Genomic DNA, 25751 nt, shown 5'->3' on the forward strand with positions numbered 1-25751 from the left:
ACCCTGCCCGCCGCGCGCGCGCCCGCCCCCGGCGCCCCGGTGCCCGGCGCTTCGCCGCGCTCCCCGGCGCTTCGCCGCGCTCCCCGGCGCTTCGCCGCGCTTCGCCGCGCTTCGCCGCCGCCCCGCCGCGCTTCGCCGCCGCCCCGCCGCGCCTGTCCCACCGCGCCTCGCCCGCTGCCCCGCCGCCGCCGCACCCCGCCCGTCCCGCCGCAGACTGTCGCTCGCCCGACGTCCGCGCCCCAAGGCGCGTCGCCTCCTTGCCTGGCTCGGTGCGGAACGTGGGGATGATGGCGGGTCGGGAGGCCTGCCGGGATCATGGGTTCATGACCGAGGCTCGCCCCGATTCGCCCCGGATGACGATCAGCGACCCGCAGGTGATGCGGGCGCTGGCCCATCCGGCCCGGATTTCCATCATGGAATACCTGAACAGCCGCGAGGGCGGTGCAACCGCCACCGAGTGTGCCGAGATCGTCGGGCTGTCGCCGAGCGCGACCAGTTACCACCTGCGGGCGTTGGCGAAGTTCGGCCTGGTTGAGCAGGCACCGAGTCGGGGGGATGCGCGCGAGCGAGTGTGGCGCGTGGTGACCGCGAGTTTCGTGGTCGATGCGGGACGTGGTGCGGGGCCCGCGGCACGTGCGGCCGAGCAGGCGGTGGTGGAGGCGCACGCGGTCCGGGGGATGGAGCGGATTCGGGACTGGTCGCGGCGCGCCGGGGACGAGCCGGCCGAGTGGTACGACAAGGCGCTGTTCAACGACACACTGCTGCTGCTCACGGCCGAGGAGTTGGCCGGGTTGAACGAGGCGGTCCTGGCGCTGCTCCGCCCGTACCACGCGCGGCGGCGTGAGGCTGATCCGCCGCCGGGGGCGCGCACCGTGGCCGTGCACTATCGGGCGCTGCCGTTGGCGTAGTCAGGGGTTGCTTCGATCAGTTGTGAAGGATTATTTTCGAAGTATGTCCTTCACAACTGTCGACTCGCGCTGGTCGGACGTCTGGCTCGCCGCCACTGCTCGGGGCGTCACGATCTGCGGGGACTTTCTCGCCGCCACCGCGCTGGCGCTTGCCCTGCAGGGTGCCGGTGCCGGAGGGCTCGCCGTGTCGGGGCTACTCCTGGCGGCCACCCTGCCCCTGGTGGTGCTCGCCCCGCTCGCTGGCCGGCTCGCCGACCGGGTGGACAGCCGTACCCTGCTGGTGACCGTCGGTCTGCTCCAGGCCGCGATCTGCGCGCTGCTCGCGGTCGTCGATCACCCGGTCCTGGTGGTCGGGCTCGTCACCCTGCTGGCCTGCGGGCTCGCGGTGACCCAGCCCTGCTTGGCGGCGCTACTGCCGGCGATGGTCCGTCCGGCCGACCTGCCGCGGGCGAGCGCGATCAGTCAGACCGCTGTCTCGCTCGGCGCGCTCGGCGGCCCGGTGCTGGCCGGCCTGTTGGTGGGGCAGTTCGGCACCCGCGTACCCCTGCTTCTCGATGCCGCGACCTACCTGGCGCTCGTCGTCGCGGGCCTGCTGCTGCGGACCCGGCGCGGCGGTCGCCGGCCCGCCGCCGCACCGTCTGACCAGGCCGCCCACGGCGGCGCGGCCAGTTCGGGCGGCGCGGCAAACCCTGGGGGTACGACCACCGCGTGGCGGCTGCGCCGCGACCCGCTGATGCTCGTCATGGTGGTGAGCACCGCCGTGGTGATCGCGGCGATCGGCGGCATCAACGTGATCGAGGTCTTCTTCATCCGGGAGACGCTGGACGGCTCACCCACCACGTATGGCCTGGTCAGTGCTGCGTGGATGGCCGGCATGCTGCCCGGTGCCTGGCTCGCCGCGCGGGTCGCCAACCGGCTCCGCGACGATGCTGCGCTGGTACGTGGGGTGCTGGCCACTCTGGGCGTGTGCAGCCTCATGGTGCTGCTCGCCGCGACCGTGCCGGCGGCGGGTCTCCTGGTACCGCTCTGGCTGGTGGGCGGCGCGGCCAACGGCGGCGAGAACGTCTTCGCCAACCTGCTCACCACTCGACGCGTCCCGGAGGCGGTTCGCGCTCGGGCGTACGCCAGCTACGGCGCGGCGGTGCAGGGTGGCTCGATGGCCGGCTTCCTGATCGGCGGGTCGTTGCTCGCGGCTGTCCAGCCCCGCCCACTGATCGCCGGCGCGGGCGTGGCCGGGCTGCTGGTGGTGCTGGTCTTCGTGCCGGTCGTGGCCCGGGCGATACGACGCCCGCTGCCGGTGCTGGACCGGGCGGTGGACGGGCCACAGGCGGCCGTGGACCGGGCGGCAACCGGTCCGCAGCCGGCGGTGGACCGGGCGGCAGCCGGGCCGCAGGCGGCCGAGCCGGGCGGAGATGAGAGGCAGCCGGTCGGGGCAGATGCGGGGTTGGCCACTCCGGGCCGGCCCGCCGAGCCGGATTCGGACGCCGGGGATACGGTCGGGTCATGGTTGAGCGCATCGCACGCCCGCGGGTCGGGCACATCCAGTTCCTGAACTGCCTGCCGATCTACTGGGGTCTGATGCGCTCGGGGACCCTGATCGACGTGGACCTGCACAAGGACTCGCCGGACCGGTTGAGCGCGGCGCTGGTCGCCGGCGACCTCGACATCGGCCCGATCACGCTGTTGGAGTACCTGAAGCACGCCGACGAACTTCTCCTACTGCCGGACCTGGCGGTGGGCAGCGACGGGCCGGTGCTCTCGGTCAACATGGTCTCCACCCGACCCCTTGCCGAGTTGGACGGCGCCCGGGTGGCGCTCGGCTCGACCTCGCGGACCGGGGTGATGCTGGCTCAGTTGCTGCTCGCCGAGCAGTACAACGTGCGGCCGGAGTACTTCCGCTGCCCACCGGACCTGACCCAGATGCTGCTGGAGGCCGACGCCGGGGTGCTGATCGGGGACGTGGCGCTACGGGCGTACTACGAGGCGCCGCAGCGGGGGCTCATCGTCACCGACCTCGGGCAGGCGTGGCGGGAGTGGACCGGGCTGCCGATGGTCTTCGCCGTCTGGGCGGTTCGTCGAGACTTCGCCGCCGCCCACCCCGGCCTGGTCAAGGAGGTGCACGAAGCGTTCCTGCGCTCCCGGGACCTCTGCCTCGCTGAGCTTGACCAGGTCGCCGAGGCCGCCGCCCGCTGGGAGACGTTCGACGCGGCGACACTTGCCACGTACTTCCGGACCCTGGACTTCTCGCTCGGTGACCGGCAGGTCGCCGGGCTGCGCGAGTGGGCCCGGCGAGCCGCCGCGATCGGCGAGGCCCCGGCGCTGCCGGAAGGTGGTCCGGAGTTCTTCGCCGGCTGATCAGCCGGCACCGGCCGGGGCTGATCAGCCGGCACCGGCCGGGGCGAGCGAATCAGACACCGGGGCGCAGTAGCGCCTCGGTGATCTTCTGGCAGTTCTTCATGCCGTAGTCGTAGCCCATGTTGATCGGGTACTTCACCATCACGCCCATCGTCCAGGTGTCACCGATGGCCAGGCAGTTGATGTGCATCTCCTGCTCCTGGGTCCGGTCGATCCACCCGTTCTTGATGGCGATCTGCTTCTGCTCAGCGGCCGGGAAGGCCTTGCGGATGCCGAAGTCTCCCGCGCCGCGCACCAGCTTCATCTCGTTGAGCAGCCACTTGGTCCATTTCGGCCCGGCGGCGGTGCCGGTGGCGATGCAGTTGCCGAGGCGGGCGGTGTCCCGAGGGGAGAGCGCTGTCCGGGACCAGCCCTTGTCGGGGGCGACGCTGCTGTCGGTCAGCTTGCACATGGAGATCAGCCGCTTGATCGACGCGTCCCGCCCGACGGAGTTGTAGAACTGCTCGGCCCGGGTGTTGTCGCTGTCCCGGATGATCTTCGTTGCGTCGGCGAGCTTCGCGTCGCTCGGCGTCTGGCCGGCGTCGGCGGTGCGACGCAGGTAGTCGGCGACGATCCAGGACTTGATCAGAGAGGCGGTGGTGCTGGTCTCACCCATGTTCTTGGAACCGATGATCGCCCCGGTCCGGCGGTCCAGCACGCTCCAGGAGTACCAGCCCTTGATGTCCAGGTTGAGGTCCTTGGCCACGAACGGCAGCGGCTCCAGCGACGGGCTGGGGCTCGGCGACGGTGAGGCCGGCTGGCGGGCGCTGCGGTCGGTGGCCCCACTCGTGGACCGATCGCTGGTCGACGTGCCGGCGTCGCCCCAGGTGGCGGCGGCGGACGACTCGAACGGCGACCCGGGCAGCAGCCGCAGCGACACCAGGACCAGGCCGATCAGGATGACCGCGATGGCGATCAGCCGCAGCGGAGAGGCTTCACCGCCGCCGCGCCGGTCGGCCCGACGATTGCCGGCCATCAGAGCTTCCCGACCGGCTGCTGCGGCACCTTGAGCGCGGCGCCTGGCTGCGGAGTGACCAGTTGGGTGGCCACGCTGGCGCAGACCTGCGCGCCGTAGTCCAGTGGGTACTTCGCCGCCGGGTAGCGCAGCATCACCGCGAGACTCCACTTGTCAGTGACGGCGAGGCAGTTGACGTGCCAGTTGCCGTCGTAGGTGAGCTTCGTCCAACCGTTCTTCATGCTGACCGGGCCCTGATCGGTGATCGATTTCGGCAGGCCGTCGATGATCCCCCAGCGCCCACCGCCGTACTTGGTCTTCTGGTCCTTGTCCGCGGTGGTGCCCTGAACCTTGCTCATCTCGGTGAGCACCCACTTGGTCCACTTCGGGCCGGCCGCCTTGCCGTCGGCGATGCAGTCGCCGAGGCGGACGGCGTCCCGCGGGGACATTCGGGTGAAGCTCCACCAGCCCTCGTACCCCGGGACGTTGCCGCGCTTGGTATCGGTCAGGCCGCAGATGCTGATCGCGCGCTTGAGCACGGGCCCCGGCTGGCCACCGGCCGGCACGGCGTACGAACCGCCGGCGGCCCGGTAGACCATGTTGGCGGCGTCGTCGTTGCTGTCCCGGATGGCGAGGCTGGCCGCCTTCTTCAGCGCTGCGGTCGGCTCCTTGTCACCGAGCTGCCGCAGGTAGTCGGAGACGATCCAGGCCTTGAGCATCGACTCGGTGGAACTGGTCGCGGTCATGTTCGGCGACCCGGCGATCTTGCCCGTCTGCCGATCCATCAGCGCCCACGAGAAGAATTGGCCCTTGAAGTCCACCGACACCGGGCCGGCCGCCAGCGTGGGCGGTGGCGGCGGCGTGGGTGATGGCGCGGCGACCGAGGCGGCACCGCCGCCACCGCCTCCGCTGCTGTCGTCGCTGGAGAGGCGGGCGTACGCGGCGGGGACCAGTAGGACGCCGCCGAGCAGGACCGCCGTGATGGCGAGCACCAGGGTCACGCGGGATCGCATGAGTGGGTGAGCTCCAGGTGTCAGGGCCGGGGGGACCGGCTTGTTGTCCGGGCAGATCGACCAATCGCCGAGGCCGGGGGAGGTGGCCTCTGTCTGGCGGCGATCAGCTGAAGCCGATCGGTGTGACGGCGGAAAGTCTACGTCCGGTTGGGTGGCCCGCCAGGCCCTGACACTAGGCAATCCGCGATAAAGGCGGGATATGCGACCGATATGAGGTTCTTGCGGGGATTCACCTTCGTTTCGTGGCCTAAGTCACGACGAAGTCCTCCCGCCCGGGTGACGCAAAGCGCTCATTCCATCACGGATGGGATCCTCGGTTTCCTGTTACACGGTCTGGTTTCTTGGGTCGCAAGCTGTAACACTTGTCCCATGTATGGCAACGACTTCTCGACCCCGGCCGACGCGCCGGGCGGCGGCCTGCTGGGCGAGGTCGAGGCTGCCGAGGCGGAGCTGCGCGCGGCGGCACAACGCGGGCGGCGTGGCGGACCCGCGCCCGACGAGGACCTCGCGGCGTACTTCGCCGAGGTGGTCGACGCCGAGCAGAAGATCGAGCCACGCGACTGGATGCCCGACGCGTACCGCCGGACGCTGATCCGGCAGATCGCCCAGCACGCGCACTCCGAGATCATCGGCATGCAGCCGGAGGGCAACTGGATCAGCCGGGCGCCGTCGCTCAAGCGCAAGGCGATCCTGCTGGCCAAGGTGCAGGACGAGGCGGGCCACGGCCTCTACCTCTACGCCGCCGCCGAGACCCTCGGCATCAGCCGCGACGAGCTGGTCCGGCTGCTGCTCGACGGGCGGCAGAAGTACAGCTCGATCTTCAACTACCCCACCCTGAGCTGGGCCGACGTGGGCGCGATCGGTTGGCTGGTGGATGGCGCGGCGATCGTCAACCAGGTGCCGCTGTGCCGCTGCTCGTACGGCCCGTACGCCCGCGCGATGATCCGGGTCTGCAAGGAGGAGTCGTTCCACCAGCGGCAGGGCTACGAGATCCTGCACACCCTGGCGCACGGCACCCCCGCGCAGCAGGCGATGGCTCAGGACGCGGTGGACCGTTGGTGGTACCCGTCGCTGGCCATGTTCGGCCCGCCGGACGGTGACTCCACGCACTCCGCGCAGTCGATGGCCTGGAAGATCAAGCGCTTCTCGAACGACGATCTGCGCCAACGCTTCGTCGACATGTGCGTTCAGCAGGCCGAGATCCTCGGGCTGCGCATCCCCGACGCGGACCTGCGCTGGAACGACGAGCGGCAGGCGTACGACTACACCCAGCCGGACTACGACGAGCTGCTGCGGGTGATCTCCGGCGACGGGCCGTGCAACCGGGAGCGGATCGCCCACCGCCGGGCCGCACACTCCGAGGGCGCATGGGTACGCGAGGCCGCCGCGGCGTACGCCGCCAAGCGGGCAGAACAGCGGGAGAAGGTGGCGGCATGACGGATCACTCGCCTCTGTGGGAGGTCTTCGTGCGGGCCCGGCGCGGGTTGTCGCACACCCACGTCGGCAGCCTGCACGCCCCCGACGCGGAGCTGGCCCTGCGCAACGCCCGGGACCTCTACACCCGTCGCCAGGAAGGCGTGTCGATCTGGGTGGTGCCGGCCGCCGCGATCACCGCGTCCAGCCCGGACGAGAAGGACGCCTTCTTCGACCCGGCTGCGGACAAGGTCTACCGCCACCCCACGTTCTACGAGGTGCCGGACGGGGTGGCTCACCTGTGAACGGGCCCTTCGACTTCGCTCTCGCCCTCGGCGACGACGCGTTGGTCACCGCTCAACGCCTGGCCGAGTGGACGACGCGCGCCCCGGAGATGGAAGAGGACATCGCGCTGGCCAACATCGCCCTCGACCAGCTCGGTGCGGCCCGCCTGCTGCTGTCGTACGCGGGTGAGCTGGAGGGCGCCGGCCGCGACGAGGACGCGTTGGCGTACCTGCGCGACGACCGCGAGTTCCGCAACGCGCTCCTGGTCGAGCTGCCCAACGGCGACTTCGCGGTGACGATGGCGAAGCTGTTCTTCCTGGCGGCGTACCAGCTGCCGCTGTACACGGCGCTGGCCGGTTGCGCGGACGAGCGGTTGGCCGCGATCGGCGCGAAGGCGCGCAAGGAGTCGGCGTACCACCTGGACCACGGCGCGCTGTGGGTGAAGCGGCTCGGCGACGGCACCGAGGAGTCGCACCGTCGGATGCAGGCGGCCGTCGACGCGGTGTGGCCGTACACCCACGAGCTGTTCGCCGCGGACCCGGCGGCGCCGGTCGACCCGGCCACCCTGCGGCCGGCGTTCGACGAGACCGTCGGCTCGGTGCTGGCCGAGGCGACACTCACCCGGCCGGAGAGCGGCTGGGCCCCGGCCGGCGGGCGGGCCGGCGTGCACACCGAGCACCTGGCCTACCTGCTCGCCGAGATGCAGGTGCTGCACCGCGCCCATCCGGGGGCGAAGTGGTGAGCGCGCGGGAGGCCGCCGCCAGCGTCGTGGACCCGGAGATCCGGGTGATCACCATCGACGAGTTGGGCATCCTGCGGGCGGTCGAGGAGGACTCGACCACCGGCCGGGTCACCGTCACCATCACCCCGACCTACACCGGCTGCCCGGCCATGGACGTGATCCGGACCGACATTCGCCGTGCGCTCGCGGTCGCCGGTCACCTCGACGCCGAGGTCCGCACCGTCTACAGCCCACCGTGGAGCACCGACTGGATCTCCGAGAGCGGGCGGGCCAAGCTCGTCGCCGCCGGGATCGCCCCGCCGGCCCCGGTGCCCACCGCCGGCGTCGTGCCGTTGACCCTCGCGGTCCGCTGCCCGCAGTGCGGCTCACCGGAGACCGAACAGGTCAGCCGGTTCGGTTCCACCGCGTGCAAGGCGCTGTGGCGTTGCCGCTCCTGCTCCGAACCCTTCGACCACCTGAAGGCGCTGTGACTGTCACCATCACCCGCCCGGTCCGCCGTCGGCCGGTCTTCCACCCGTTGTCGGTCGCCGCCGTCGACCGGCTCACCGACGACGCCGTGGCGGTGACCTTCGCCGTACCGGAGGATCTGCGGGAGACCTTCGCGTTCCGGGCTGGTCAGCACCTCACCGTGCGTCTTCCCGGCGGAGCCGGGGCCACCAGCTCCGCTGGTGCGGACGGCACGGACGTGCGCCGGTCGTACTCGATCTGCTCCCCCCCCGACGACCTGGCCCGGCACGGCCGGCTGCGGATCGGGGTGCGGGAGATTCCCGGCGGCGCCTTCTCGGCGTTCGCCTGCGGGGCGCTGCGTCGTGGCGACATGGTCGAGGTGCTGCCGCCGCTGGGCACCTTCACCACGGCGTTCGCGTCGGACCGGGTGCGGCACTACGGCGCGGTCGTCGCCGGCTCCGGGATCACTCCGGTGCTCGCGCTGGTCGCGACCGCACTGGCCGTCGAGCCGGCCAGCACCTTCACCCTTGTGTACGGCAACCGCACGGCGAACACGGTGATGTTCGCCGAGGAGTTGGCCGACCTGAAGGACCGCTATCCCACCCGGCTGCACCTGGTGCACGTGCTCTCCCGGGAGCAGGGCGAGTCGGCGTTGCTCTCCGGGCGGATCGACGCCGAGCGGCTGGGCCGGTTGCTGGGCAGCATCGTGCCGGGCGACGTGATCGAGGAGTGGTTCCTCTGCGGCCCGTACGCCATGGTGGTCGACGTCCGGGACGTGCTGACCGCACACGGGCTGCCCGAGTCGGCGGTGCACACCGAACTGTTCCACGTCGACGCGCCGCCCGAGCCGGTCCGCCGTCCCGTCGACCAGGCGGGTGCCGGGGCCGAGGTCACCATCGTGCTGGACGGCCGGTCCTCGAGCTTCACGATGGGTCGCGAGGAGCGGGTGCTGGACGCCGCGCTGAAGGTTCGTGGCGAACTGCCGTACGCCTGCAAGGGTGGTGTCTGCTCGACCTGCAAGGCGAAGGTGGTCGACGGGGCGGTCACGATGGCCCGCAACTACGCCCTGGAGCCCGACGAGCTGGCGGCCGGTTATGTCCTGACCTGCCAGTCCAGCCCCACCACCGACAGGCTCACGGTCGACTACGACGCCTGACCTACGCAGACCCCGTCCAGGAGCTCCTGGCGGAGCGCCGGAAGTCGCTGATCGCTCCGGACGTGGGTCCACTGCCCCAACCGCTGAGCCTTTTCCAGCCTGACCTTGCAGGTCAGCGGCGGAACCGGGCCGCCCGGCCCTGCTCGCCCTGGCCCACCTGCGCAACACCTGTACCCGCCTCGCCGTCGGCTTCGACGCTGCGCTGCCAGGGCATTTGACCAGCTCCCGAGCGGTTCGGAGCACATCACCGCAGTCCTTTCGGGCGTCAAGCGACGCGGGGCGGGGCGACCTGAGATCGACTTCGACGGCAATCCGCGGAGCAGGTGCGGCGACAACACCGCGCGCCCTCGGACCTCGGCCCTGAACACTTTCCCGCCCGATCGGCAATGACAGGTTGAAGCGCGGACTTTGCCGAGGAGGGCCATGGCTTCGGATGCGGATTTGATAGGCCGGTCGCTGGATGGCGACGTCGACGCCTTCGTGGAGGTGGTCGAGCGTCATGAGGCCGCCGTCGGTTCGTACCTCGTTCGTCGGGCGGGGCGGGATGCGGCCGAGGACCTGCTGGGCGAGGTTTGGGTTGCGGCGTTCGAGTCGCGGCGTTTGTACGACCGGTCGTACAACGATGCGCGGCCGTGGCTGTACGGGGTGGCATTGAATCGCTTGCGGCGCTACTGGCGGTCCCGGCCGGACGAGGACCTGGTCGCGGACGTGCCGGACGTGGCTACTGGATGGGATCCGTGGTCGGCGGTGGACCTCGGCGTGGACGCCCGGGCGGTGCTCCGGTCGGCCCTGATGCGGCTCAAACCCGAAGAGCGGGAGGTCCTGAGGCTCGTCGCCTGGGAGGACCTGACCGCAGCCGACGCCGCGCGGGCACTCGGCATACCGGCCGGCACCGCGCGGCGGCTGCTGAGCCAGGCCAGGACGGCATTGCGCGACGCGCCGGGGGTGTCCGCGCTTCTGAATGACCGCAACAGCGCGAAGGAGAGACACCGATGACCGACGAGCTCGATCTGGTCGGTGCGTTGGGCAGCGCAGAACCACTGCGCCCGGAGGCGTATCAGCGGGCACGGGCGGTGCTGCGGGCGGCTATGGCCGACCCCGGAACCGTGCGGCTGCTGGGCGCGATATCAGCGGAGGACACGACTATGGAGGCGACTTCAAGCATGGAAACGACGACAACCACGCAGAACCACGAATCCAGCCCGGCGATTCGGCGCCGCCGCCGGATCGGTATCGCGGGCCGACTGGGCATCGGCGCCGGGGTGGGGGTTGCCGCCGCGGCGGCAGTCGTCGCTGTGGTGCTCAACTCGCCGGCGACCGGGGGCATCGAGGCCGGCAAGGATTCGTCGGCCGCCGCCTCGGGATCGACCTCCGTCGACGGGTCCGCCGAGCGCGCGCCGCTGATGACCCTGGCCGGGTCCATCAAGACGGTCACTCCGTCGGGGGGCGACGCGTGGCTGGTGAAGGCGACGCAGGTAAACGGCACCAAGACCATGCAGGTCGTCTACACGCTGTACACGGACGGTCACGCGATCTATTCGGGCAACAGCGTGAACGACATCAAGCGTGCGATCGCCCGTCACCAGGACCAGATGACGGACGGCGGCTACGCTCCGCTCCTCAAGGCAGCCGTCGCCGCGGCGGACAGCAGCCCGGCCGACGGCCGGACCCAGATGCTCAAGGCAGCCAAGGATCCGCTGGTGGGCCTCGACCCCGCAGCGCAGAAGGCGGAGTGGGACAAGCAGCAGGCGGCCGCGCAGGTGATCATCAAGCAGAAGGGCGGCAACGCCGAGCCGAAGCCGTACAGCCCCCAGGCCGTTGAGCGGCACTTCGACAACGCCCTGTGGACGTTCAGCACCCAAGCGCTGTCCGCTGGTGACGGCAACACGCAGGTTCGGGCCGGTGTGCTGCGTCTGCTGTCCACCATCTCCGCGGTCAGCGTCAAGAACTCGACCACCCAGGGCAAGGCCACGCTGACGATCACCGCCGGCCCCGAGGTGTTCGACGGCGTGGCCAGCGAGGTGCTGACCATCGACGCCGAGACCGGCATGCTGGTCAAGGACGTCTCGACCGTGCCGGGCACCCCCCAGGCCTCCACGACGTACGAATCCTCCCGCGTGACGAAGGCCGACCTGTAGGCCGGGAACTCCCACCCGCCAGCATTCCGGCAGACGGGCGTAACGCGCCCGGTGTTCGGTAACGGTGCGGGCCGCCTCCAGGCGGCCCGCACCGTCGTTCTGGTTGTTCGCCCCGCCCGCGCCGATCTTGCGGTTTCGGTCGCCGAGATGCGCGGAACGCCCCCTATGTCGCCACAGCAAGTGCAAGATCGCGGAAAGGGCGCGGTTCGACCTTGTTGGGATACTGGTGCCAGCCGGATCAAGGGTGTGCGGAGCGAATCACAGCCCTGAACACCCCTCCCGGGAGGGGCGCGTCGTCGGCGTAGGCTCGGGGGCGTGACGGTGAGCCGGGAGATCGACGACATCCTGCAGCGTGGCGCGGACGGCGGGCGGATCACGCCCGAGGAGGCCCTGCTGCTCTACACCGAGGCGCCCTTCCACGCCCTCGGTGAGGCGGCGGACGCGGTGCGCCGGCGGCGCTACCCGGACAACATCGTCACGTACCTGATCGACCGCAACATCAACTACACGAACGTCTGCGTGACGGCGTGCAAGTTCTGCGCGTTCTACCGGGCGCCCAAGCACACGGAAGGGTGGTCCCACCCGACCGAGGAGATCCTGCGTCGTTGCGGCGAGGCGGTCGAGCTGGGTGCCACCCAGGTGATGCTCCAGGGCGGGCACCACCCGGACTACGGCGTGGAGTACTACGAGGAGCTGTTCTCCTCGGTCAAGCAGGCGTACCCGCAGTTGGTCATCCACTCGATCGGCCCCAGCGAGATCCTGCACATGGCGAAGGTGTCCGGGGTGAGCCTGGACGAGGCCATCGCCCGGATCAAGACCGCCGGCCTGGACTCGATCGCCGGCGCCGGCGCGGAGATGCTGCCCGAGCGGCCGCGTAGGGCCATCGCGCCACTCAAGGAGTCGGGCGAGCGCTGGCTGGAGGTCATGGAGCTGGCCCACCGGCAGGGCATCGAGTCGACCGCCACCATGATGATGGGCACCGGCGAGACGCACGCCGAGCGGATCGAGCACCTGCGCATGATTCGCGACGTGCAGGACCGCACCGGCGGTTTCCGGTCCTTCATCCCGTGGACGTACCAGCCGGAGAACAACCACCTCAAGGGCCGCACCCAGGCGACCACGCTGGAATACCTGCGACTCGTCGCGGTGGCCCGGCTCTTCTTCGAGACCGTGCCGCACCTGCAGGCGTCCTGGCTGACCACCGGCAAGGACGTCGGGCAGCTCGCGCTGCACATGGGCGTGGACGACCTCGGGTCGATCATGTTGGAGGAGAACGTGATCTCCTCCGCCGGCGCCCGGCACCGCTCCAACCTGCACGAGCTGATCGGCATGATCCGCTCGGCGGACCGGATCCCGGCGCAGCGCGACACCCTCTACAACCGGCTCGCCGTGCACCACACGCCGGCCGACGACCCGACCGACGAGCGAGTCGTCTCGCACTTCTCCTCGATCGCGCTGCCCGGCGGTGGGGCGGGCAAGTCGCTGCCGCTCGTCGAGGTCAACTGACGCCTGTCGACGGTCGACCGTTCGGCTGACCGGGGCTCATGCTCTCGCCCGGTCGCGTCGGCGGTACGGGTGGTCCCCGCCGCCGCAGCGTCAGGCTGCCCGTCGCGGGGGTGGTGGAGATGATCGTCTGCGGCTAGCGTCGCGGCTCGTATCCGTCGGCAGCGTGAACCGGTGAAATCAGCGTGACCGTGCTGGTGGCGGGTGGTCTGATGGTCCTGTCGTGAGGGCTGTCCTCCATCGGCCCGTTTGAGGGTCGTTCATATAACGCACGGCGGTACGGGCGGGATGGTCACCCATCCCGCCCGTACCGTCTGCCCAGCTCGGGCCGGACGGATGAAAACGAATCCGCCTGCTGGCGTGGAAGATCGGCCTCCGATAGCGTCCGCTCGTTCCACAACCATTCTTTCTTCCCTACCCCCGGGGGACTGATGACAGCGTTCCATCGCTCGACGCTGGTGCGCGCCAGTGTCGTGGCGCTGCTCGCGGCCGGCGGCATCGCCGCCGTGGCCGCCCCAGTGCTGGCGGCCGAGGAGGCCGATCTGGCCCTCGTGCCACTCAGCTACAACCTGGCCAAGGGCGTGACGGAGGCCAAGAGCAAGCCGTTCAAGTTCACTGTCGACAACACCCGGAGCAAGGAAGACGCCAAGGGTGTCAGTTACACAGTCGACACCAGCAAGCTGAAGACGAACAAGGTCCGGGTCGTGGTGCCCGACGGCTGCCGGGTGAACGGTAAGAAGTTCACCTGCCGCCTCGGCGACCTGGCCGCCGGCACCAGCGAGGACTTCGGCATCCCGATCTTCTCCACCGGTGGTAAGGGCGCCGCCGGGACTCTGGTGGTCACGATCCGCTCGGCCACCGAGGACCCCAACGAGGAAGACAACAGGGTCGAGCACGACATCACCGTTACCGAGCCCGGGTACGACCTGACCAGTTGGGTGCAAGACGTCAACGCGAACGTCGTGGTGAACGGCGTCAACGGCGACGACCCCGACCTTCGTCCGGTGCGGCCGGGCGAGACGGTGCCGGTCGACTGGGCGGTCTACAACGACGGCAGCCGCAAGGCCACCGGTCTCGCCTACGTGCTCACCCTCCCGGCGGGCGTCACCTTCGACACCCTGCCGGACACCTGCACCACGCAGACCTTCGGCGTCGCTCAGGCGCTCTGCCAGGACGACGGCGCGGTGATCCGGCCGGGTGACTACTACACGGCCGACATCAAGGTGACCGTCGGCAAGGACGTCACCGAGCCGGTGCTGCGGGTCGGCGAGCTGGTGGCCCACGGTCTGGACGCGGCAGCCGGCAAGCCCGAGGAGCAGCCGCGCCGGGCCAGTACCGCCCAGCGGAGTGCCTTCACCGAAGTCGACGAGGGTGACAACCAGGCGATCTTCGACGTCTTCGTCGACCAGACCGTGGACCCGACGCCGACGCCGACTGTTACTCCGACGGAGTCGCCGACGCCGACGCCGACTGTTACTCCGACGGAGTCGCCGACTCCGACGCCGACTGCTACCCCGACGGAGTCGCCGACGCCGACGCCGACGGCTACCCCGACCGAGACGCCCACGCCGACCCCGACCGCGACGGCCACCCCGACGCCGAGCCCGAGTGGTACGACGACGCCGGGCACGACCGTCTCGCCGAGTTCCGGTGGCGGTTCCGCCGGTGGCGGCTCGGGCGGTGGCGGCCTGCCGGTGACCGGTGTGCAGGTCGGCCTGATCGGCGGCATCGGCGCGATCATCCTGCTCGTGGGCGGCGCGCTGCTGGTGCTCACCCGTCGGCGCAAGGTGGTAGTGGTCTCGCCGGCCGACGAGAAGTCGACCGACTGACACGGGTGCCCTGACCAAGGGCGCGTAGCAGAGGCGCGATGGCGACAGGCGTCCTGACCGAGGCGTCATGGACGCGGGCACGACGCGAGGGCGGGGTGGGCGACCACCTCGCCCTCTCGCGTACCGGTCGGATGCCGCACCACCCAGCGAGCGCGGGTCGGTGGTCGGCTGGCAGAGTGGGAGGGATGAGCCGTACCCCGAAGGGCCAGCGCGCCAGCCTGGACAAGCAGCCGCACGAGGTCGCCGCGATGTTCGACGGCGTGGCGGAGCGCTACGACCTGACCAACACAGTGATCTCGTTGGGTCAGGACCGCTCTTGGCGTCGGGCCACCAGAGCGGCGCTCGGGCTGCGGCCGGGTGAGCGGGTGCTGGACGTGGGCGCGGGCACCGGCGTCTCGACGCGGGAGCTTGCGCAGTCCGGGGCGTACGCGGTCGGGGTCGACCTGTCGCTGGGCATGTTGCAGGTCGGCAAGCGGGCTCGTCCCGAGGTGCCGCTGCTGGCCGGAGATGCGCTGCGGCTGCCGTTCGCCGACGCCAGCTTCGACGCGGTGACCATCTCCCTGGCCCTGCGCAACGTCAACGACACCGACGCGGCCCTGCGGGAGTTGGCTCGGGTGACCCGGCCCGGCGGGCGGCTGGTGGTCTGCGAGTTCAGCACGCCGGTCAATCCGGTCTTCCGGACGGTCTACCTGTCGTACCTGATGCGGTCGCTGCCGGTGGTCGCCCGCGCGGTGTCGAGCAACCCCGAGGCGTACGTCTATCTCGCCGAGTCGGTCCGGGCCTGGCCGGCGCAGGACGCGCTGGCCGGCCGGATCGCCGCAGCCGGGTGGGGGCGGGTGGCGTGGCGCAACCTGACCGGTGGCGTGGTGGCTCTGCACCGGGGGATCCGCGAGTAGCAGCGCACGCGAGGCGGGCACGGACATTATTCAGGTTTCGTGAATATCGGGCTTTGGTCCACTTTGCCCCGTACGCTCGTTCGCATGACCGGAGCAGACCCGGCGGACCCGGTGGCCGCCACCGACGACGACGCGGCTGAACTCATCGCGCAGTTGCGCGCATTGGCCGGAGCCGACCCGGTGGAGGTCCGGCAGGTGGTCGCCGAGGTGTTGGCCGCGCTGGATCGGGCCGCGGGTGGCGCCCTCCGCGAGCATCTGCCGGAGGCGATCCGCGTCGATGCGGGTCTGGACGCCTCCAGCCCCGCCTGACACCTGACCGCTGTGGACGGTCATGGATTGTCACATCGGCGAGTTAGGTACCCCTGACCCTGCGCAGGTATGACGCCGGTCATACACTCGTCCCGTCTGGCTTGTGAAGGATTTCACGAGCGTGCGGGAGGAGGCGCGAATGACCGCGGTGGAACACGATGCCGACGTCATCGTCGTGGGCGCCGGTCCCGGTGGGTCAGCGACTGCGTACCACCTGGCCCGGCACGGCGTACGGGTGCTGTTGCTGGAGAAGACCGAGTTCCCACGCGAAAAGGTCTGCGGCGACGGGTTGACCCCGCGCGCGGTGCGCCAGCTCGTCCGGATGGGTGTCGACACCTCAGCCGAGGCCGGCTGGCTGCACAACCGAGGTCTGCGGGTCATCGGCGGCGGCGTACGCCTCGAACTGGACTGGCCCGAGCTCGCCAGCTTCCCCAACTACGGTCTCGTGCGCACGAGGCTGGACTTCGACGACCTGCTCGCCCAGCGGGCGGTGGCAGCCGGTGCCAAACTGCGGACCAGCGTCAACGTGCTGGGCCCGGTGCTCGACGGTGACGGCCGGGTCACCGGCGTCGAGGCGGAGGTCGGGCCGGGCAAGGAGCCCGCCACCTTCCACGCCCCGCTGGTCGTCGCGGCGGACGGGGTCTCCGGCCGGTTCCCGCTCGCGCTCGGGCTGGCCAAGCGGGAGGACCGGCCGATCGGCGTGGCCGTCCGCCGCTACTACCGCTCGCCGGCCAAGGCCGACGACAACTACCTGGAGTCCTGGCTGGAGCTGCGCAGCAAGGACAGCGGCGACAACCTGCTGCCCGGGTACGGCTGGATCTTCGGCCTCGGTGACGGGCGGGTCAACGTCGGCCTCGGCGTGCTCAACTCGTCCTCCGCGTTCGGCAAGACCAACTACCGCCGGCTGCTCACCGACTGGCTCGCCAACACCCCCGAGGACTGGGGGATGACCGACGAGACCAACGCCGACGGCCCGATCCTCGGCGCCGCGCTGCCGATGGGCTTCAACCGGGTGCCCCACTACACCCGCGGTGTGCTGCTGGTCGGCGACTCGGGCGGCATGGTCAACCCGTTCAACGGTGAGGGCATCGCGTACGCGATGGAGTCTGGCGAGCTGGCCGCCGAGGTCATGGTCCAGGCCCTCGCCCGACCGGCCGGTCCGGAGCGGGAGCGGGCGCTGATGGCGTACCCGAACGAGCTGAAGGCCCGGCTCGGCGGCTACTACCGGTTGGGCGGCATCTTCGTGAAGCTGATCGGCCGTCCGGAGATCATGCGGATCGCCACCAAGCACGGGATGCCGCACCCCACGCTGATGCGCTTCGTGCTCAAGCTGTTGGCCAACCTGACCGACCCGCGCGGCGGGGATGCGATGGACCGGGTCATCAATGCGATGACGAAGGCCGCGCCAGCCGTGTAACGCGAGGAGTGAGCTTGCGAGCCCCGCAGTCGTGAACGAAAGCGGGAGCCGTATGAGCAGGACGGCATCGGTGCTGGTCACAGCCCCGAGCTGACAAAGATCGACCCCCGCCGACTGCCACTGCGAGGGACGTGAATAGTGTGATTTTCGTCAAGCACCGAGGGCAGGGAAGGACGAGCAGGAGAAAACGATGTCGCTCTCGCCTTACGCACCGATCATCGGGCTGTTCGCCCTCGCCGCGGCGTTCTCGCTGTTTTCCGTCGGCGCCGCCCGCTTCGCCGGTCCCCGTCGCTACAACAAGGCCAAACTCGAGGCTTACGAGTGCGGCATCGAGCCCAGCCCGCAGCCGGTCGGCGGCGGCCGGTTCCCGATCAAGTTCTACCTGACGGCGATGCTCTTCATCGTCTTCGACATCGAGATCATCTTCCTCTACCCCTGGGCGGTCACGTTCGACGCTCTGCCGATCTTCGGCTTCGTGGAGATGGTCCTGTTCATCGTCGCGGTCTTCGTTGCGTACGCCTACGTGTGGCGGCGCGGCGGCCTGGACTGGGACTGAGGAAGGAACGTCAGATGGGCATCGAGGAGAAGCTTCCCGCCGGCGTCCTGCTCACCTCGGTGGAGAAGCTGGTCAACTGGTCCCGGAAGTCGTCCGTGTGGGGCGCTACCTTCGGCCTGGCCTGCTGCGCCATCGAGATGATGGCCGCCGGTGGTCCGCACTACGACATGGGCCGCTGGGGCATGGAGGTCTTCCGGGCGTCGCCCCGACAGGCCGACCTGATGATCGTGGCCGGCCGGGTGAGTCAGAAGATGGCCCCGGTGCTGCGCCAGATCTACGACCAGATGGCCGAGCCCCGCTGGGTGCTCTCGATGGGCGTCTGCGCCAGCAGCGGCGGCATGTTCAACAACTACGCGATCGTGCAGGGCGTCGACCACGTCGTGCCGGTCGACATGTACCTGCCCGGCTGCCCGCCCCGGCCGGAGATGCTCATCGACGCGATCCTCAAGCTCCGCGAGAAGATCATGTATGAGCCGCTGGGCCCGAACGGCCGCAAGATGCTGGCAGCCCGCCAGGAGCGCGGCGACGTTCCGGTCGTGCCGTACGGCTCCATGCCCTCCTCGTACCGCAGCGACAAGGCGCGGCGTGCCGAGTGGACCCGGGCGGTCCGCGAGGGCCGCGAGGAGCAGTTGCGGATCGAGAACTGGATGAACGCGCAGAACCACCTCCACCCGCAGGCAGGCCCCAAATGAGCGACAAGCCCAACGACGGCGGCGTACCGGTGCCGGTGGTTCCGGCCGGTGCCACCAGCGGAGCCCCCGCCGAGTTGCCGCCGGCCAGCCCGGCCGGGCGCGGCATGTTCGGCAACCACGGCACCGGCGACGTGTCCGGCTACGGCGGCCTGGTCCGCCAGCGCCAGCCCATCGAGGAGACCCCCCGGCCGTACGGGGGCTACTTCGACGAGGTCCGCGACGCGTTGGAGGAGGCGTACCCGGCCTTCGGCGACGCGATCGAGAAGGTCGTGGTCGACCGGGGTGAGCTGACCCTGCACGTGCGGCCGGAGCGGATCGCCGAGGTCTGCCAGGTGATGCGGGACGACCTGGCGCTGCGGTTCGAGCTGTGCTCCTCGGTGTCCGGTGCGGACTACCTGGGCGCCGACGAGCGCCGACTGCACGTGATCTATCTGCTCACGTCGATGACGTACCGGCGGCGGGTCCGACTGGAGGCCGCGGTCTCTGTGGAGGCCCCGCACCTGCCCAGCGTGACCGCGGTCTACCCGACGGCGGACTGGCAGGAGCGGGAGGCGTACGACATGTTCGGCATCGTCTTCGACGGCCACCCCAACCTGACCCGGATCCTCATGCCGGACGACTGGGAGGGCCACCCGCAGCGCAAGGACTACCCGCTCGGCGGCGTCCCCGTCGAGTACAAGGGCGCGGAGATCCAGCCGCCGGACAAGCGGAGGTCGTACCAGTGACGACGTCGAACTACGCCAGCGAGCGCGAGACCGACGAGGGCCGGGTCTTCACCGTCACCGGTGGGGACTGGGACACGATCGTCGCGGGCACCGACCCGATCAACGACGAGCGGATCGTGGTCAACATGGGTCCGCAGCACCCGTCCACGCACGGGGTGCTGCGGCTGATCCTGGAGCTGGAGGGCGAGACGGTCCGCGAGGCCCGTTCCGTCGTCGGCTACCTGCACACCGGCATCGAGAAGAACCTCGAATACCGCAACTGGGTCCAGGGCTCGACGTTCGTGACCCGGATGGACTACCTCGCCCCGATCTTCAACGAGACGGCGTACGCCCTCGCCGTCGAGAAGCTGCTCGGCATCACCGACGACGTGACCGAACGGGCCACCACCATCCGCGTGCTGATGATGGAGCTCAACCGGATCTCGTCGCACCTGGTCTGGCTGGCCACCACCGGCATGGAGCTGGGCGCGATCTCGATCATGCTGTACGGCTTCCGCGAGCGGGAGTACATCCTCGACATCTTCGAGACCATCACCGGTCTGCGGATGAACCACGCGTACGTCCGGCCGGGCGGTGTGGCGCAGGACGTGCCGGACGAGGCGATCGTCAAGATCCGCGAGTTCCTCAAGATGATGCCGAAGAAGCTCAAGGAGTACGAGGACCTCCTCTCCGGTCAGCCGATCTGGACCGAGCGGACGAAGAACGTCGCGGTGCTGGACGTGACCGGCTGTGTCGCGCTCGGCATCACCGGGCCGGTGCTGCGCTCCGCCGGCCTCGCGTGGGACCTGCGCAAGACCATGCCGTACTGCGGCTACGAGACGTACGAGTTCGACGTGCCGACCCACCCCGACGGTGACGTGTGGGGCCGCTACCAGGTCCGGCTCGCCGAGATCCGGGAGTCGATGAAGCTGGTCGAGCAGGCACTGGACCGGCTTCGTCCGGGCCCGGTGATGGTCGCCGATCGCAAGATCGCCTGGCCGGCGCAGTTGGCCATCGGCGTCGACGGCATGGGCAACTCGCTGGAGCACGTCGCGAAGATCATGGGTCAGTCGATGGAGTCGCTGATCCACCACTTCAAGCTGGTGACCGAGGGCTTCCGGGTCCCGCCCGGCCAGGTGTACGTCGCGATCGAGGCGCCCCGCGGCGAGTTGGGCGTCCACGCGGTCTCCGACGGTGGCACCCGGCCGTACCGGGTGCACTACCGGGAGCCGAGCTTCGTCAACCTCCAGGCCCTCCCGGCGATGGCCGAGGGCGGTCTGATCGCCGACGTGATCGCCGGCGGCGCCTCGTTGGACCCGGTCATGGGCGGGTGTGACAGGTGAGTGCGAGGAGTGAGCTTGCGAGCCCCGCAGTCGCGAACGGGAAGGCGACGCCGATGAGTGTTTTCACTGAAGAGACCCGGGAGCGGGCGCGCGAGATCATCGCTCGTTACCCGGCGGACCGGTCCCGCTCGGCGCTGCTGCCGCTGCTGCACCTGGTGCAGGCCGAGGAGGGGTACGTCTCACCGGCCGGGGTGACGTTCTGCGCCGAGGTGCTGGGGCTGAACAAGGCCCAGGTCGGGGCGGTGGCCACCTTCTACACGATGTACAAGCGCAAGCCGACCGGTGACTTCCTGGTCAGCGTCTGCACCAACACGATGTGCAATGTGCTCGGTGGCCAGGAAATCTACGACACCCTCTCCGAGCACCTGGGCGTCGGCCACGACGAGACGACCGCCGACGGCACCATCACGCTGGAGCACGCGGAGTGCCTGGCCGCGTGTGACTACGGCCCGGTGATGACGGTCAACTACGACTTCTTCGACGGCGTGGACCCGTCCACCGCGGTCGGTGTGGTCGACGAGTTGCGGGCGGGCGGGCGGCCGATGCCGACCCGCGGCGCCCGGCTCTGCACCCTCAAGGAGATGGCGGTGCAGCTCGCCGGTTTCGCCGACGATCGCGACGGCGCGGTCGCCGACGGTGGTCCGGGCGAGCCCACCCTGCGTGGGCTGCGGCTCGCGCAGCAGCACGGTGTCTCGGTGCCGGGCTTCGACCCGAACACCCCGATCCGCAGCAAGGCCGAGGCGGACAAGGCGGCCGCCGAGGCGAAGGCGAAGGCGGAGGCCGCCAAGCCGGCGCCCGCCGAGGCCAGCGCGGCGCCGGTCAAGGGTGGCGACGGGGCGTCCGCCCCGACGGGCGCGGCCGGGGTCGCCGAACCGGCGAAGCCGGCGGAGGCCAGTGGCAGCACCACGCGGGACGTCAAGGCACCGGACGACAAGTCGCCGCAGGTGCGTACCGCCGAGACCCGGCAGCCGGACGCGGGCACGGCAGTGCCGGACGCCCCTGGCACGAAGGTCCCGACGGACGGCACCGGCACCGCGCCCCAGACTGGCGACGCGCGGTCGGCCGAGGCCGCCGGCGTGGCGGCGAATGCGCCGGCCGGCGACGGCAAGCCCGCCGGCGACGAGGCCGGGGCGCAGGAGCGCAACCTCACCGAAGCGAAGGCTGGGACGGACGCCGACGGCGCCGGACCGGCGGACGCGAGCGAAACGGGGGCCCAGAAGTGACCACTCCCCGCCCGGAGACCGTGGCCAAGCTGACGCCGGTGCTGACCAAGCGCTGGCTGTCACCGGACGCCTGGCGCATCGGCACGTACGAGCAGTTGGACGGCTACGCCGCGCTGCGCAAGGCGCTCAAGGCCCACCCGGACGACCTGATCCAGCTGATCAAGGACTCCGGGTTGCGGGGCCGAGGCGGCGCTGGCTTCCCCACCGGGCTCAAGTGGGGCTTCATCCCGCAGGGTGACGGCAAGCCGCACTACCTGGTGGTCAACGCCGACGAGGGTGAGCCGGGCACCTGCAAGGACCTGCCGCTGATGACCCACGACCCGCACGCGTTGGTCGAGGGCGTGATCATCGCCTCGTACGCGATCCGGGCCAACCGCGCCTACATCTACATCCGCGGCGAGGCGGTGCACGCCGCGCGCCGGCTGCGCAACGCCGTCCAGGAGGCGTACGACAAGGGTTATCTCGGCCGGAACATCCTGCGCAGCGGCTACGACCTGGAACTGGTGGTGCACTCCGGCGCCGGGGCGTACATCTGCGGCGAGGAGACGGCGCTGCTGGACTCGCTGGAGGGGTTCCGGGGTCAGCCCCGGCTGCGTCCGCCGTTCCCGGCCACCCACGGCCTGTACGCGAGCCCGACGGTGGTGAACAACGTCGGCACCATCGCCAGCGTGCCGCCGATCGTGCTCGGTGGGGCCGACTGGTGGAAGTCCATGGGCACCGAGAAGTCCTCCGGGCCGATGATCTACTCGCTGTCCGGCCGCATCGCCAACCCGGGCCAGTACGAGTGCTCGATGGGCGTCACGCTGCGGGAGCTGCTGGAGCTGGCCGGTGGCATGCAGCCCGGGCACAACCTGCGGTTCTGGACCCCGGGCGGATCGTCCACCCCGCTGCTCGCCGCCGAGCACCTGGACGTGCCACTGGATTTCGAGGGTGTGGCGGCGGCCGGCTCGATCCTGGGCACCACGGCCACCCAGATCTTCTCCGACCAGGACTGCCCGGTGTACGCGACGTACCGGTGGCTGGAGTTCTACCACCACGAGTCGTGTGGCAAGTGCACCCCGTGCCGCGAGGGCAACTACTGGATGGTCCGGGTCTACCGGCGGATCCTCGCAGGTCAGGGCACCCACGAGGACCTGGACACCCTGCTGGACACCTGCGACAACATCCTCGGCCGTTCGTTCTGTGGCCTGGGTGACGGCGCGACCAGCTCGGTGACCTCGTCACTGAAGTACTTCAAGCAGGACTACCTCGACTACATCGAGGGACGGACCGCACCGAAGCTGTCAGAGAAGACCCTGGTAGGGGCGCACTGATGACTGATGTAGCCAAGCAGACCGAGACCGTCACGCTCACCATCGACGGCGTCGAGGTCACCGCCCCCAAGGGGACGCTGCTGATCCGGGTCGCCGAGCAGATGGGCACCGAGATCCCCCGGTTCTGCGACCACCCGTTGCTGGCCCCGGCCGGCGCGTGCCGGCAGTGCCTGGTCGAGGTGGAGGGGCAGCGCAAGCCGGTCGCCTCCTGCACCCAGACCGTCGCCGACGGCATGGTCGTTCGTACCCAGCTCACCTCCCCGGTCGCCAAGAAGGCGCAGGAGGGGGTGATGGAGCTGCTGCTGCTCAACCACCCGCTGGACTGCCCGATGTGTGACAAGGGCGGCGAGTGCCCGCTGCAGAACCAGGCGATGTCCACCGGCCGCACCGACTCGCGCTTCCACGAGCACAAGCGGGAGTACGAGAAGCCGATGGCGATCAGCAGCCAGGTGCTGCTGGACCGTGAGCGCTGCGTGCTCTGCCAGCGGTGCACCCGGTTCTCCGAGGAGATCGCCGGCGACAAGTTCATCGACCTGATGGGCCGGTCGTCCGCCGAGGAGATCAACATCTACCGGGACGACGCGTACGGCGAAGAGGGCGACGCCGGGGACGTCCCGTTCAACTCCTACTTCTCCGGTAACACGGTGCAGATCTGCCCGGTGGGCGCGCTGACCGGTGCCCAGTACCGGTTCCGGGCCCGCCCGTTCGACCTGGTCTCCAGCCCGAGCGTCTGCGAGCACTGCTCGGCCGGTTGCGGGCAGCGCACCGACTGGCGGCGCGGCAAGGTGCTGCGGCGGCTGGCCGGCGACGAGCCGGCGGTGAACGAGGAGTGGAACTGCGACAAGGGCCGGTGGGGCTTCCAGTACACCCGGGCCACCGACCGGCTGACCACCCCGCTGGTCCGCGACGAGCACACCGGTGAGCTGCGCGAGGCCTCCTGGAGCGAGGCGCTCACCGTGGCCGCCGAGGGGCTGCACGCGGCACGGGAGAGCGGGCAGGGCACGGCGGTGCTCACCGGCGGTCGGCTGACCGTCGAGGACGCGTACGCGTACGCGAAGTTCGCCCGGGTCGCGTTGAACACGAACGACATCGACTTCCGGGCCCGGCCGGTCTCCCGCGAGGAGGCCGACTTCCTGGCCAGCTCGGTCGCCGGGGTCACCGACGTCACCTACACCGACGTGGAGAACGCGCCGGCGGTCGTGCTGGTCGGCCTGGAGCCGGAGGAGGAGTGCCCGATCCTCTTCCTGCGGCTGCGCAAGGCGTACCTGAAGAAGACCCTGACGGTGTACGCGCTGGCGCCGTTCGCCACCCGCGGCCTGGAGAAGCTCGGTGCCAAGCTGGCCCGGGTCGTGCCCGGCGAGGAGGCCAGCGTGCTCGCCGAGCACGCCACGGTCGCCGAGGCGCTGAGCGCCCCGGGCGCGATCCTGATCGTCGGCGAGCGGCTGGCCAGTGTGCCGGGTGGCCTCTCCGCCGCGGCGGACGTGGCCCGGCGTACCGGCGCGAAGCTCGCCTGGGTGCCGCGGCGCGCGGGTGACCGCGGCGCGGTCGACGCGGGCTGCCTGCCCAACCTGCTCCCCGGTGGACGGCTCGTCACCGAGCCGGCCGCCCGGGCCGAGCTGGGTGAGGCGTGGGACATCCCGGCCGGGGTGATCCCGAGCCAGGCCGGTCGGGACACCGACGGCATCCTCACCGCGGCGGCCAACGGCCAGCTCGGCGCGTTGGTCGTCGGCGGTGTCGACCCGGCGGACCTGGCCGACCCGCGACTGGCCGAGTCCGCCCTGGACGCGGTGCCGTTCCTGGTCAGCCTGGAGCTGCGCAGCAGCGCGGTGACCCGGCGGGCGAACGTGGTGCTGCCGATCGCCCCGGTGGTCGAGAAGTCCGGCAGCTTCCTGGACTGGGAAGGCCGGCTGCGCCCGTTCGAGCCGGTGCTGAACACCGCGGCGATGACCGACGGTCGGGTGCTCGACGCGCTGGCCGCGCTGTTCGACGTGCGGCTCGGCACCGCGGATGTGCAGAGTGTGCGTCGCGAGCTGGGCACGCTGCCGGCGACGCGTACGTCTCGGCCGTCCGCGCCGTCGGTGGCGCCGGGCCGGGTGCCGCACCCGGGCGACGGGGAGGCCGTGCTGGCCACCTGGCACCAGCTCGTCGACCTCGGCACCCTGACCGACGGCGACGAGAACCTCGCCGGCACCGCCCGCCCGCCGGTGGTCCGGCTGGGTAAGGGCACCGCCGAGGCGCTCGGTGTCGTCGACGGCGACGCGGTCACGGTCGGCACCGACCGGGGGGCGCTGACCCTGCCGGCCGAGCTCACCGAAATGCCGGACGGCGTGGTCTGGCTGCCCACCAACTCACCCGGCTCGACCGTGCGACGCAGCCTCGGGGCGACGTCCGGCGCGATCGTCCGGATCTCCGTCCCCGCAGCGGGTGCGGCCATCCCGGCCGGGCGCGTGGCGGCCGACGAGACCGGCCTCCCGGGTCCGATGTCCAACGCTGGGGGTGTCCAGTGAGCGCGAGG

The 25751-nt window shown here is 70.6% G+C and carries 24 protein-coding genes; 22 read left to right on the forward strand and 2 right to left on the reverse strand.

Features of this window, described 5'->3' with window-relative positions; genetic code table 11:
• The first annotated feature begins 323 nt into the window (after window positions 1-323).
• The 3 genes from C7C45_RS18960 to C7C45_RS18970 are packed head-to-tail and all read left to right on the forward strand — an operon-like array spanning window position 324 to window position 3263.
• Window positions 324-908 carry an ArsR/SmtB family transcription factor gene (locus C7C45_RS18960; protein WP_110565021.1) on the forward strand — a complete coding sequence of 195 codons (585 nt, stop codon included), beginning with the start codon at window positions 324-326 and terminating at the stop codon, window positions 906-908.
• Between the two features lie 43 nt (window positions 909-951).
• Window positions 952-2460 (forward strand): MFS transporter, encoded by a 1509-nt coding sequence (locus C7C45_RS18965; protein WP_110565022.1) that lies wholly within the window; start codon window positions 952-954, stop codon window positions 2458-2460.
• Window positions 2412-3263 (forward strand): menaquinone biosynthetic enzyme MqnA/MqnD family protein, encoded by an 852-nt coding sequence (locus tag C7C45_RS18970; protein WP_110565100.1) that lies wholly within the window; start codon window positions 2412-2414, stop codon window positions 3261-3263. The genes C7C45_RS18965 and C7C45_RS18970 overlap by 49 nt, the downstream gene beginning before the upstream one ends.
• A 52-nt stretch (window positions 3264-3315) precedes the next feature.
• Here C7C45_RS18970 and C7C45_RS18975 read toward each other — a convergent pair whose 3' ends face one another.
• Window positions 3316-4278: a serine hydrolase gene (locus C7C45_RS18975; RefSeq protein ID WP_110565023.1), complete on the reverse strand. Its 963-nt coding sequence runs from the start codon at window positions 4276-4278 to the stop codon at window positions 3316-3318.
• Entirely contained in the window at window positions 4278-5270 is a 993-nt protein-coding gene (locus C7C45_RS18980) for a hypothetical protein (RefSeq protein ID WP_110565024.1), read from the reverse strand. Before C7C45_RS18980 ends, C7C45_RS18975 begins: the two co-directional genes overlap by 1 nt.
• Window positions 5271-5639: 369 nt before the next feature.
• On the opposite strand from C7C45_RS18980, the gene paaA reads away from it, so the two are divergent.
• From paaA to C7C45_RS19080, 19 genes are all read left to right on the forward strand, one after another.
• Window positions 5640-6707 carry a 1,2-phenylacetyl-CoA epoxidase subunit PaaA gene (gene paaA / locus C7C45_RS18985; RefSeq protein ID WP_110565025.1) on the forward strand — a complete coding sequence of 356 codons (1068 nt, stop codon included), beginning with the start codon at window positions 5640-5642 and terminating at the stop codon, window positions 6705-6707.
• Window positions 6704-6988: a 1,2-phenylacetyl-CoA epoxidase subunit PaaB gene (paaB, locus tag C7C45_RS18990; protein WP_110565026.1), complete on the forward strand. Its 285-nt coding sequence runs from the start codon at window positions 6704-6706 to the stop codon at window positions 6986-6988. The genes paaA and paaB overlap by 4 nt, the downstream gene beginning before the upstream one ends.
• Window positions 6985-7710 (forward strand): 1,2-phenylacetyl-CoA epoxidase subunit PaaC, encoded by a 726-nt coding sequence (paaC, locus tag C7C45_RS18995; protein ID WP_110565027.1) that lies wholly within the window; start codon window positions 6985-6987, stop codon window positions 7708-7710. The genes paaB and paaC overlap by 4 nt, the downstream gene beginning before the upstream one ends.
• On the forward strand, window positions 7704-8180 hold the full coding sequence (gene paaD, locus C7C45_RS19000) for a 1,2-phenylacetyl-CoA epoxidase subunit PaaD (RefSeq protein ID WP_110565028.1): 477 nt from the start codon (window positions 7704-7706) through the stop codon (window positions 8178-8180). The genes paaC and paaD overlap by 7 nt, the downstream gene beginning before the upstream one ends.
• A complete protein-coding gene (gene paaE, locus C7C45_RS19005; RefSeq protein ID WP_110565029.1) occupies window positions 8177-9313 on the forward strand; it encodes a 1,2-phenylacetyl-CoA epoxidase subunit PaaE in 1137 nt (378 codons plus the stop codon). The genes paaD and paaE overlap by 4 nt, the downstream gene beginning before the upstream one ends.
• Window positions 9314-9736: 423 nt before the next feature.
• Window positions 9737-10309, forward strand: coding sequence for an RNA polymerase sigma factor (locus tag C7C45_RS19015; protein WP_110565030.1), 573 nt, complete (start codon window positions 9737-9739; stop codon window positions 10307-10309).
• Between the two features lie 110 nt (window positions 10310-10419).
• Window positions 10420-11451 carry a hypothetical protein gene (locus tag C7C45_RS19020; protein WP_146247346.1) on the forward strand — a complete coding sequence of 344 codons (1032 nt, stop codon included), beginning with the start codon at window positions 10420-10422 and terminating at the stop codon, window positions 11449-11451.
• Between the two features lie 315 nt (window positions 11452-11766).
• Window positions 11767-12957, forward strand: coding sequence for a cyclic dehypoxanthinyl futalosine synthase (gene mqnC / locus C7C45_RS19025; RefSeq protein WP_110565032.1), 1191 nt, complete (start codon window positions 11767-11769; stop codon window positions 12955-12957).
• A gap of 428 nt (window positions 12958-13385) precedes the next feature.
• A complete protein-coding gene (locus C7C45_RS19030; RefSeq protein WP_110565033.1) occupies window positions 13386-14783 on the forward strand; it encodes a cell wall anchor protein in 1398 nt (465 codons plus the stop codon).
• A 185-nt stretch (window positions 14784-14968) separates the two neighbouring features.
• Entirely contained in the window at window positions 14969-15679 is a 711-nt protein-coding gene (locus C7C45_RS19035; protein WP_110565034.1) for a demethylmenaquinone methyltransferase, read from the forward strand.
• A gap of 84 nt (window positions 15680-15763) precedes the next feature.
• On the forward strand, window positions 15764-15988 hold the full coding sequence (locus C7C45_RS19040; RefSeq protein ID WP_110565035.1) for a hypothetical protein: 225 nt from the start codon (window positions 15764-15766) through the stop codon (window positions 15986-15988).
• Between the two features lie 139 nt (window positions 15989-16127).
• Window positions 16128-17405, forward strand: a complete 1278-nt coding sequence (locus tag C7C45_RS19045) for a geranylgeranyl reductase family protein (protein WP_110565036.1) — start codon at window positions 16128-16130, stop codon at window positions 17403-17405.
• 190 nt (window positions 17406-17595) lie between these two features.
• Window positions 17596-17961, forward strand: a complete 366-nt coding sequence (locus tag C7C45_RS19050; RefSeq protein ID WP_110565037.1) for an NADH-quinone oxidoreductase subunit A — start codon at window positions 17596-17598, stop codon at window positions 17959-17961.
• A gap of 14 nt (window positions 17962-17975) precedes the next feature.
• Complete coding sequence (locus C7C45_RS19055) at window positions 17976-18653, forward strand: NuoB/complex I 20 kDa subunit family protein (protein WP_030486262.1); 678 nt, start codon at window positions 17976-17978, stop codon at window positions 18651-18653.
• A complete protein-coding gene (locus C7C45_RS19060; RefSeq protein ID WP_110565038.1) occupies window positions 18650-19378 on the forward strand; it encodes an NADH-quinone oxidoreductase subunit C in 729 nt (242 codons plus the stop codon). Before C7C45_RS19055 ends, C7C45_RS19060 begins: the two co-directional genes overlap by 4 nt.
• Window positions 19375-20700: an NADH-quinone oxidoreductase subunit D gene (locus C7C45_RS19065; protein ID WP_110565039.1), complete on the forward strand. Its 1326-nt coding sequence runs from the start codon at window positions 19375-19377 to the stop codon at window positions 20698-20700. The genes C7C45_RS19060 and C7C45_RS19065 overlap by 4 nt, the downstream gene beginning before the upstream one ends.
• Before the next feature lie 53 nt (window positions 20701-20753).
• Window positions 20754-21923, forward strand: coding sequence for an NADH-quinone oxidoreductase subunit NuoE (nuoE, locus tag C7C45_RS19070; protein ID WP_110565040.1), 1170 nt, complete (start codon window positions 20754-20756; stop codon window positions 21921-21923).
• Window positions 21920-23236, forward strand: coding sequence for an NADH-quinone oxidoreductase subunit NuoF (nuoF, locus tag C7C45_RS19075; RefSeq protein ID WP_110565041.1), 1317 nt, complete (start codon window positions 21920-21922; stop codon window positions 23234-23236). The genes nuoE and nuoF overlap by 4 nt, the downstream gene beginning before the upstream one ends.
• Entirely contained in the window at window positions 23236-25743 is a 2508-nt protein-coding gene (locus tag C7C45_RS19080; RefSeq protein WP_110565042.1) for an NADH-quinone oxidoreductase subunit G, read from the forward strand. The genes nuoF and C7C45_RS19080 overlap by 1 nt, the downstream gene beginning before the upstream one ends.
• The last annotated feature ends 8 nt before the right edge of the window (window positions 25744-25751 follow it).

Source organism: Micromonospora arborensis (assembly GCF_003205615.1).
Taxonomy (GTDB): Bacteria; Actinomycetota; Actinomycetes; order Mycobacteriales; family Micromonosporaceae; genus Micromonospora; species Micromonospora arborensis.

Bases quoted from the DNA above. Each gene is read 5' to 3' on its own strand.
- C7C45_RS19080 (WP_110565042.1), top strand. From the start codon at position 23,236: ATGACTGATGTAGCCAAGCAGACCGAGACCGTCACGCTCACCATCGAC.
- C7C45_RS19060 (WP_110565038.1), top strand. From the start codon at position 18,650: ATGAGCGACAAGCCCAACGACGGCGGCGTACCGGTGCCGGTGGTTCCG.
- paaA (WP_110565025.1), top strand. From the start codon at position 5,640: ATGTATGGCAACGACTTCTCGACCCCGGCCGACGCGCCGGGCGGCGGC.
- C7C45_RS18960 (WP_110565021.1), top strand. From the start codon at position 324: ATGACCGAGGCTCGCCCCGATTCGCCCCGGATGACGATCAGCGACCCG.
- C7C45_RS19040 (WP_110565035.1), top strand. From the start codon at position 15,764: ATGACCGGAGCAGACCCGGCGGACCCGGTGGCCGCCACCGACGACGAC.
- C7C45_RS19035 (WP_110565034.1), top strand. From the start codon at position 14,969: ATGAGCCGTACCCCGAAGGGCCAGCGCGCCAGCCTGGACAAGCAGCCG.
- C7C45_RS19015 (WP_110565030.1), top strand. From the start codon at position 9,737: ATGGCTTCGGATGCGGATTTGATAGGCCGGTCGCTGGATGGCGACGTC.
- C7C45_RS18975 (WP_110565023.1), bottom strand. From the start codon at position 4,278: ATGGCCGGCAATCGTCGGGCCGACCGGCGCGGCGGCGGTGAAGCCTCT.
- C7C45_RS19055 (WP_030486262.1), top strand. From the start codon at position 17,976: ATGGGCATCGAGGAGAAGCTTCCCGCCGGCGTCCTGCTCACCTCGGTG.
- nuoE (WP_110565040.1), top strand. From the start codon at position 20,754: ATGAGTGTTTTCACTGAAGAGACCCGGGAGCGGGCGCGCGAGATCATC.
- C7C45_RS19030 (WP_110565033.1), top strand. From the start codon at position 13,386: ATGACAGCGTTCCATCGCTCGACGCTGGTGCGCGCCAGTGTCGTGGCG.
- C7C45_RS19050 (WP_110565037.1), top strand. From the start codon at position 17,596: ATGTCGCTCTCGCCTTACGCACCGATCATCGGGCTGTTCGCCCTCGCC.
- C7C45_RS18970 (WP_110565100.1), top strand. From the start codon at position 2,412: ATGGTTGAGCGCATCGCACGCCCGCGGGTCGGGCACATCCAGTTCCTG.
- C7C45_RS18980 (WP_110565024.1), bottom strand. From the start codon at position 5,270: ATGCGATCCCGCGTGACCCTGGTGCTCGCCATCACGGCGGTCCTGCTC.
- C7C45_RS19045 (WP_110565036.1), top strand. From the start codon at position 16,128: ATGACCGCGGTGGAACACGATGCCGACGTCATCGTCGTGGGCGCCGGT.
- C7C45_RS18965 (WP_110565022.1), top strand. From the start codon at position 952: ATGTCCTTCACAACTGTCGACTCGCGCTGGTCGGACGTCTGGCTCGCC.
- paaB (WP_110565026.1), top strand. From the start codon at position 6,704: ATGACGGATCACTCGCCTCTGTGGGAGGTCTTCGTGCGGGCCCGGCGC.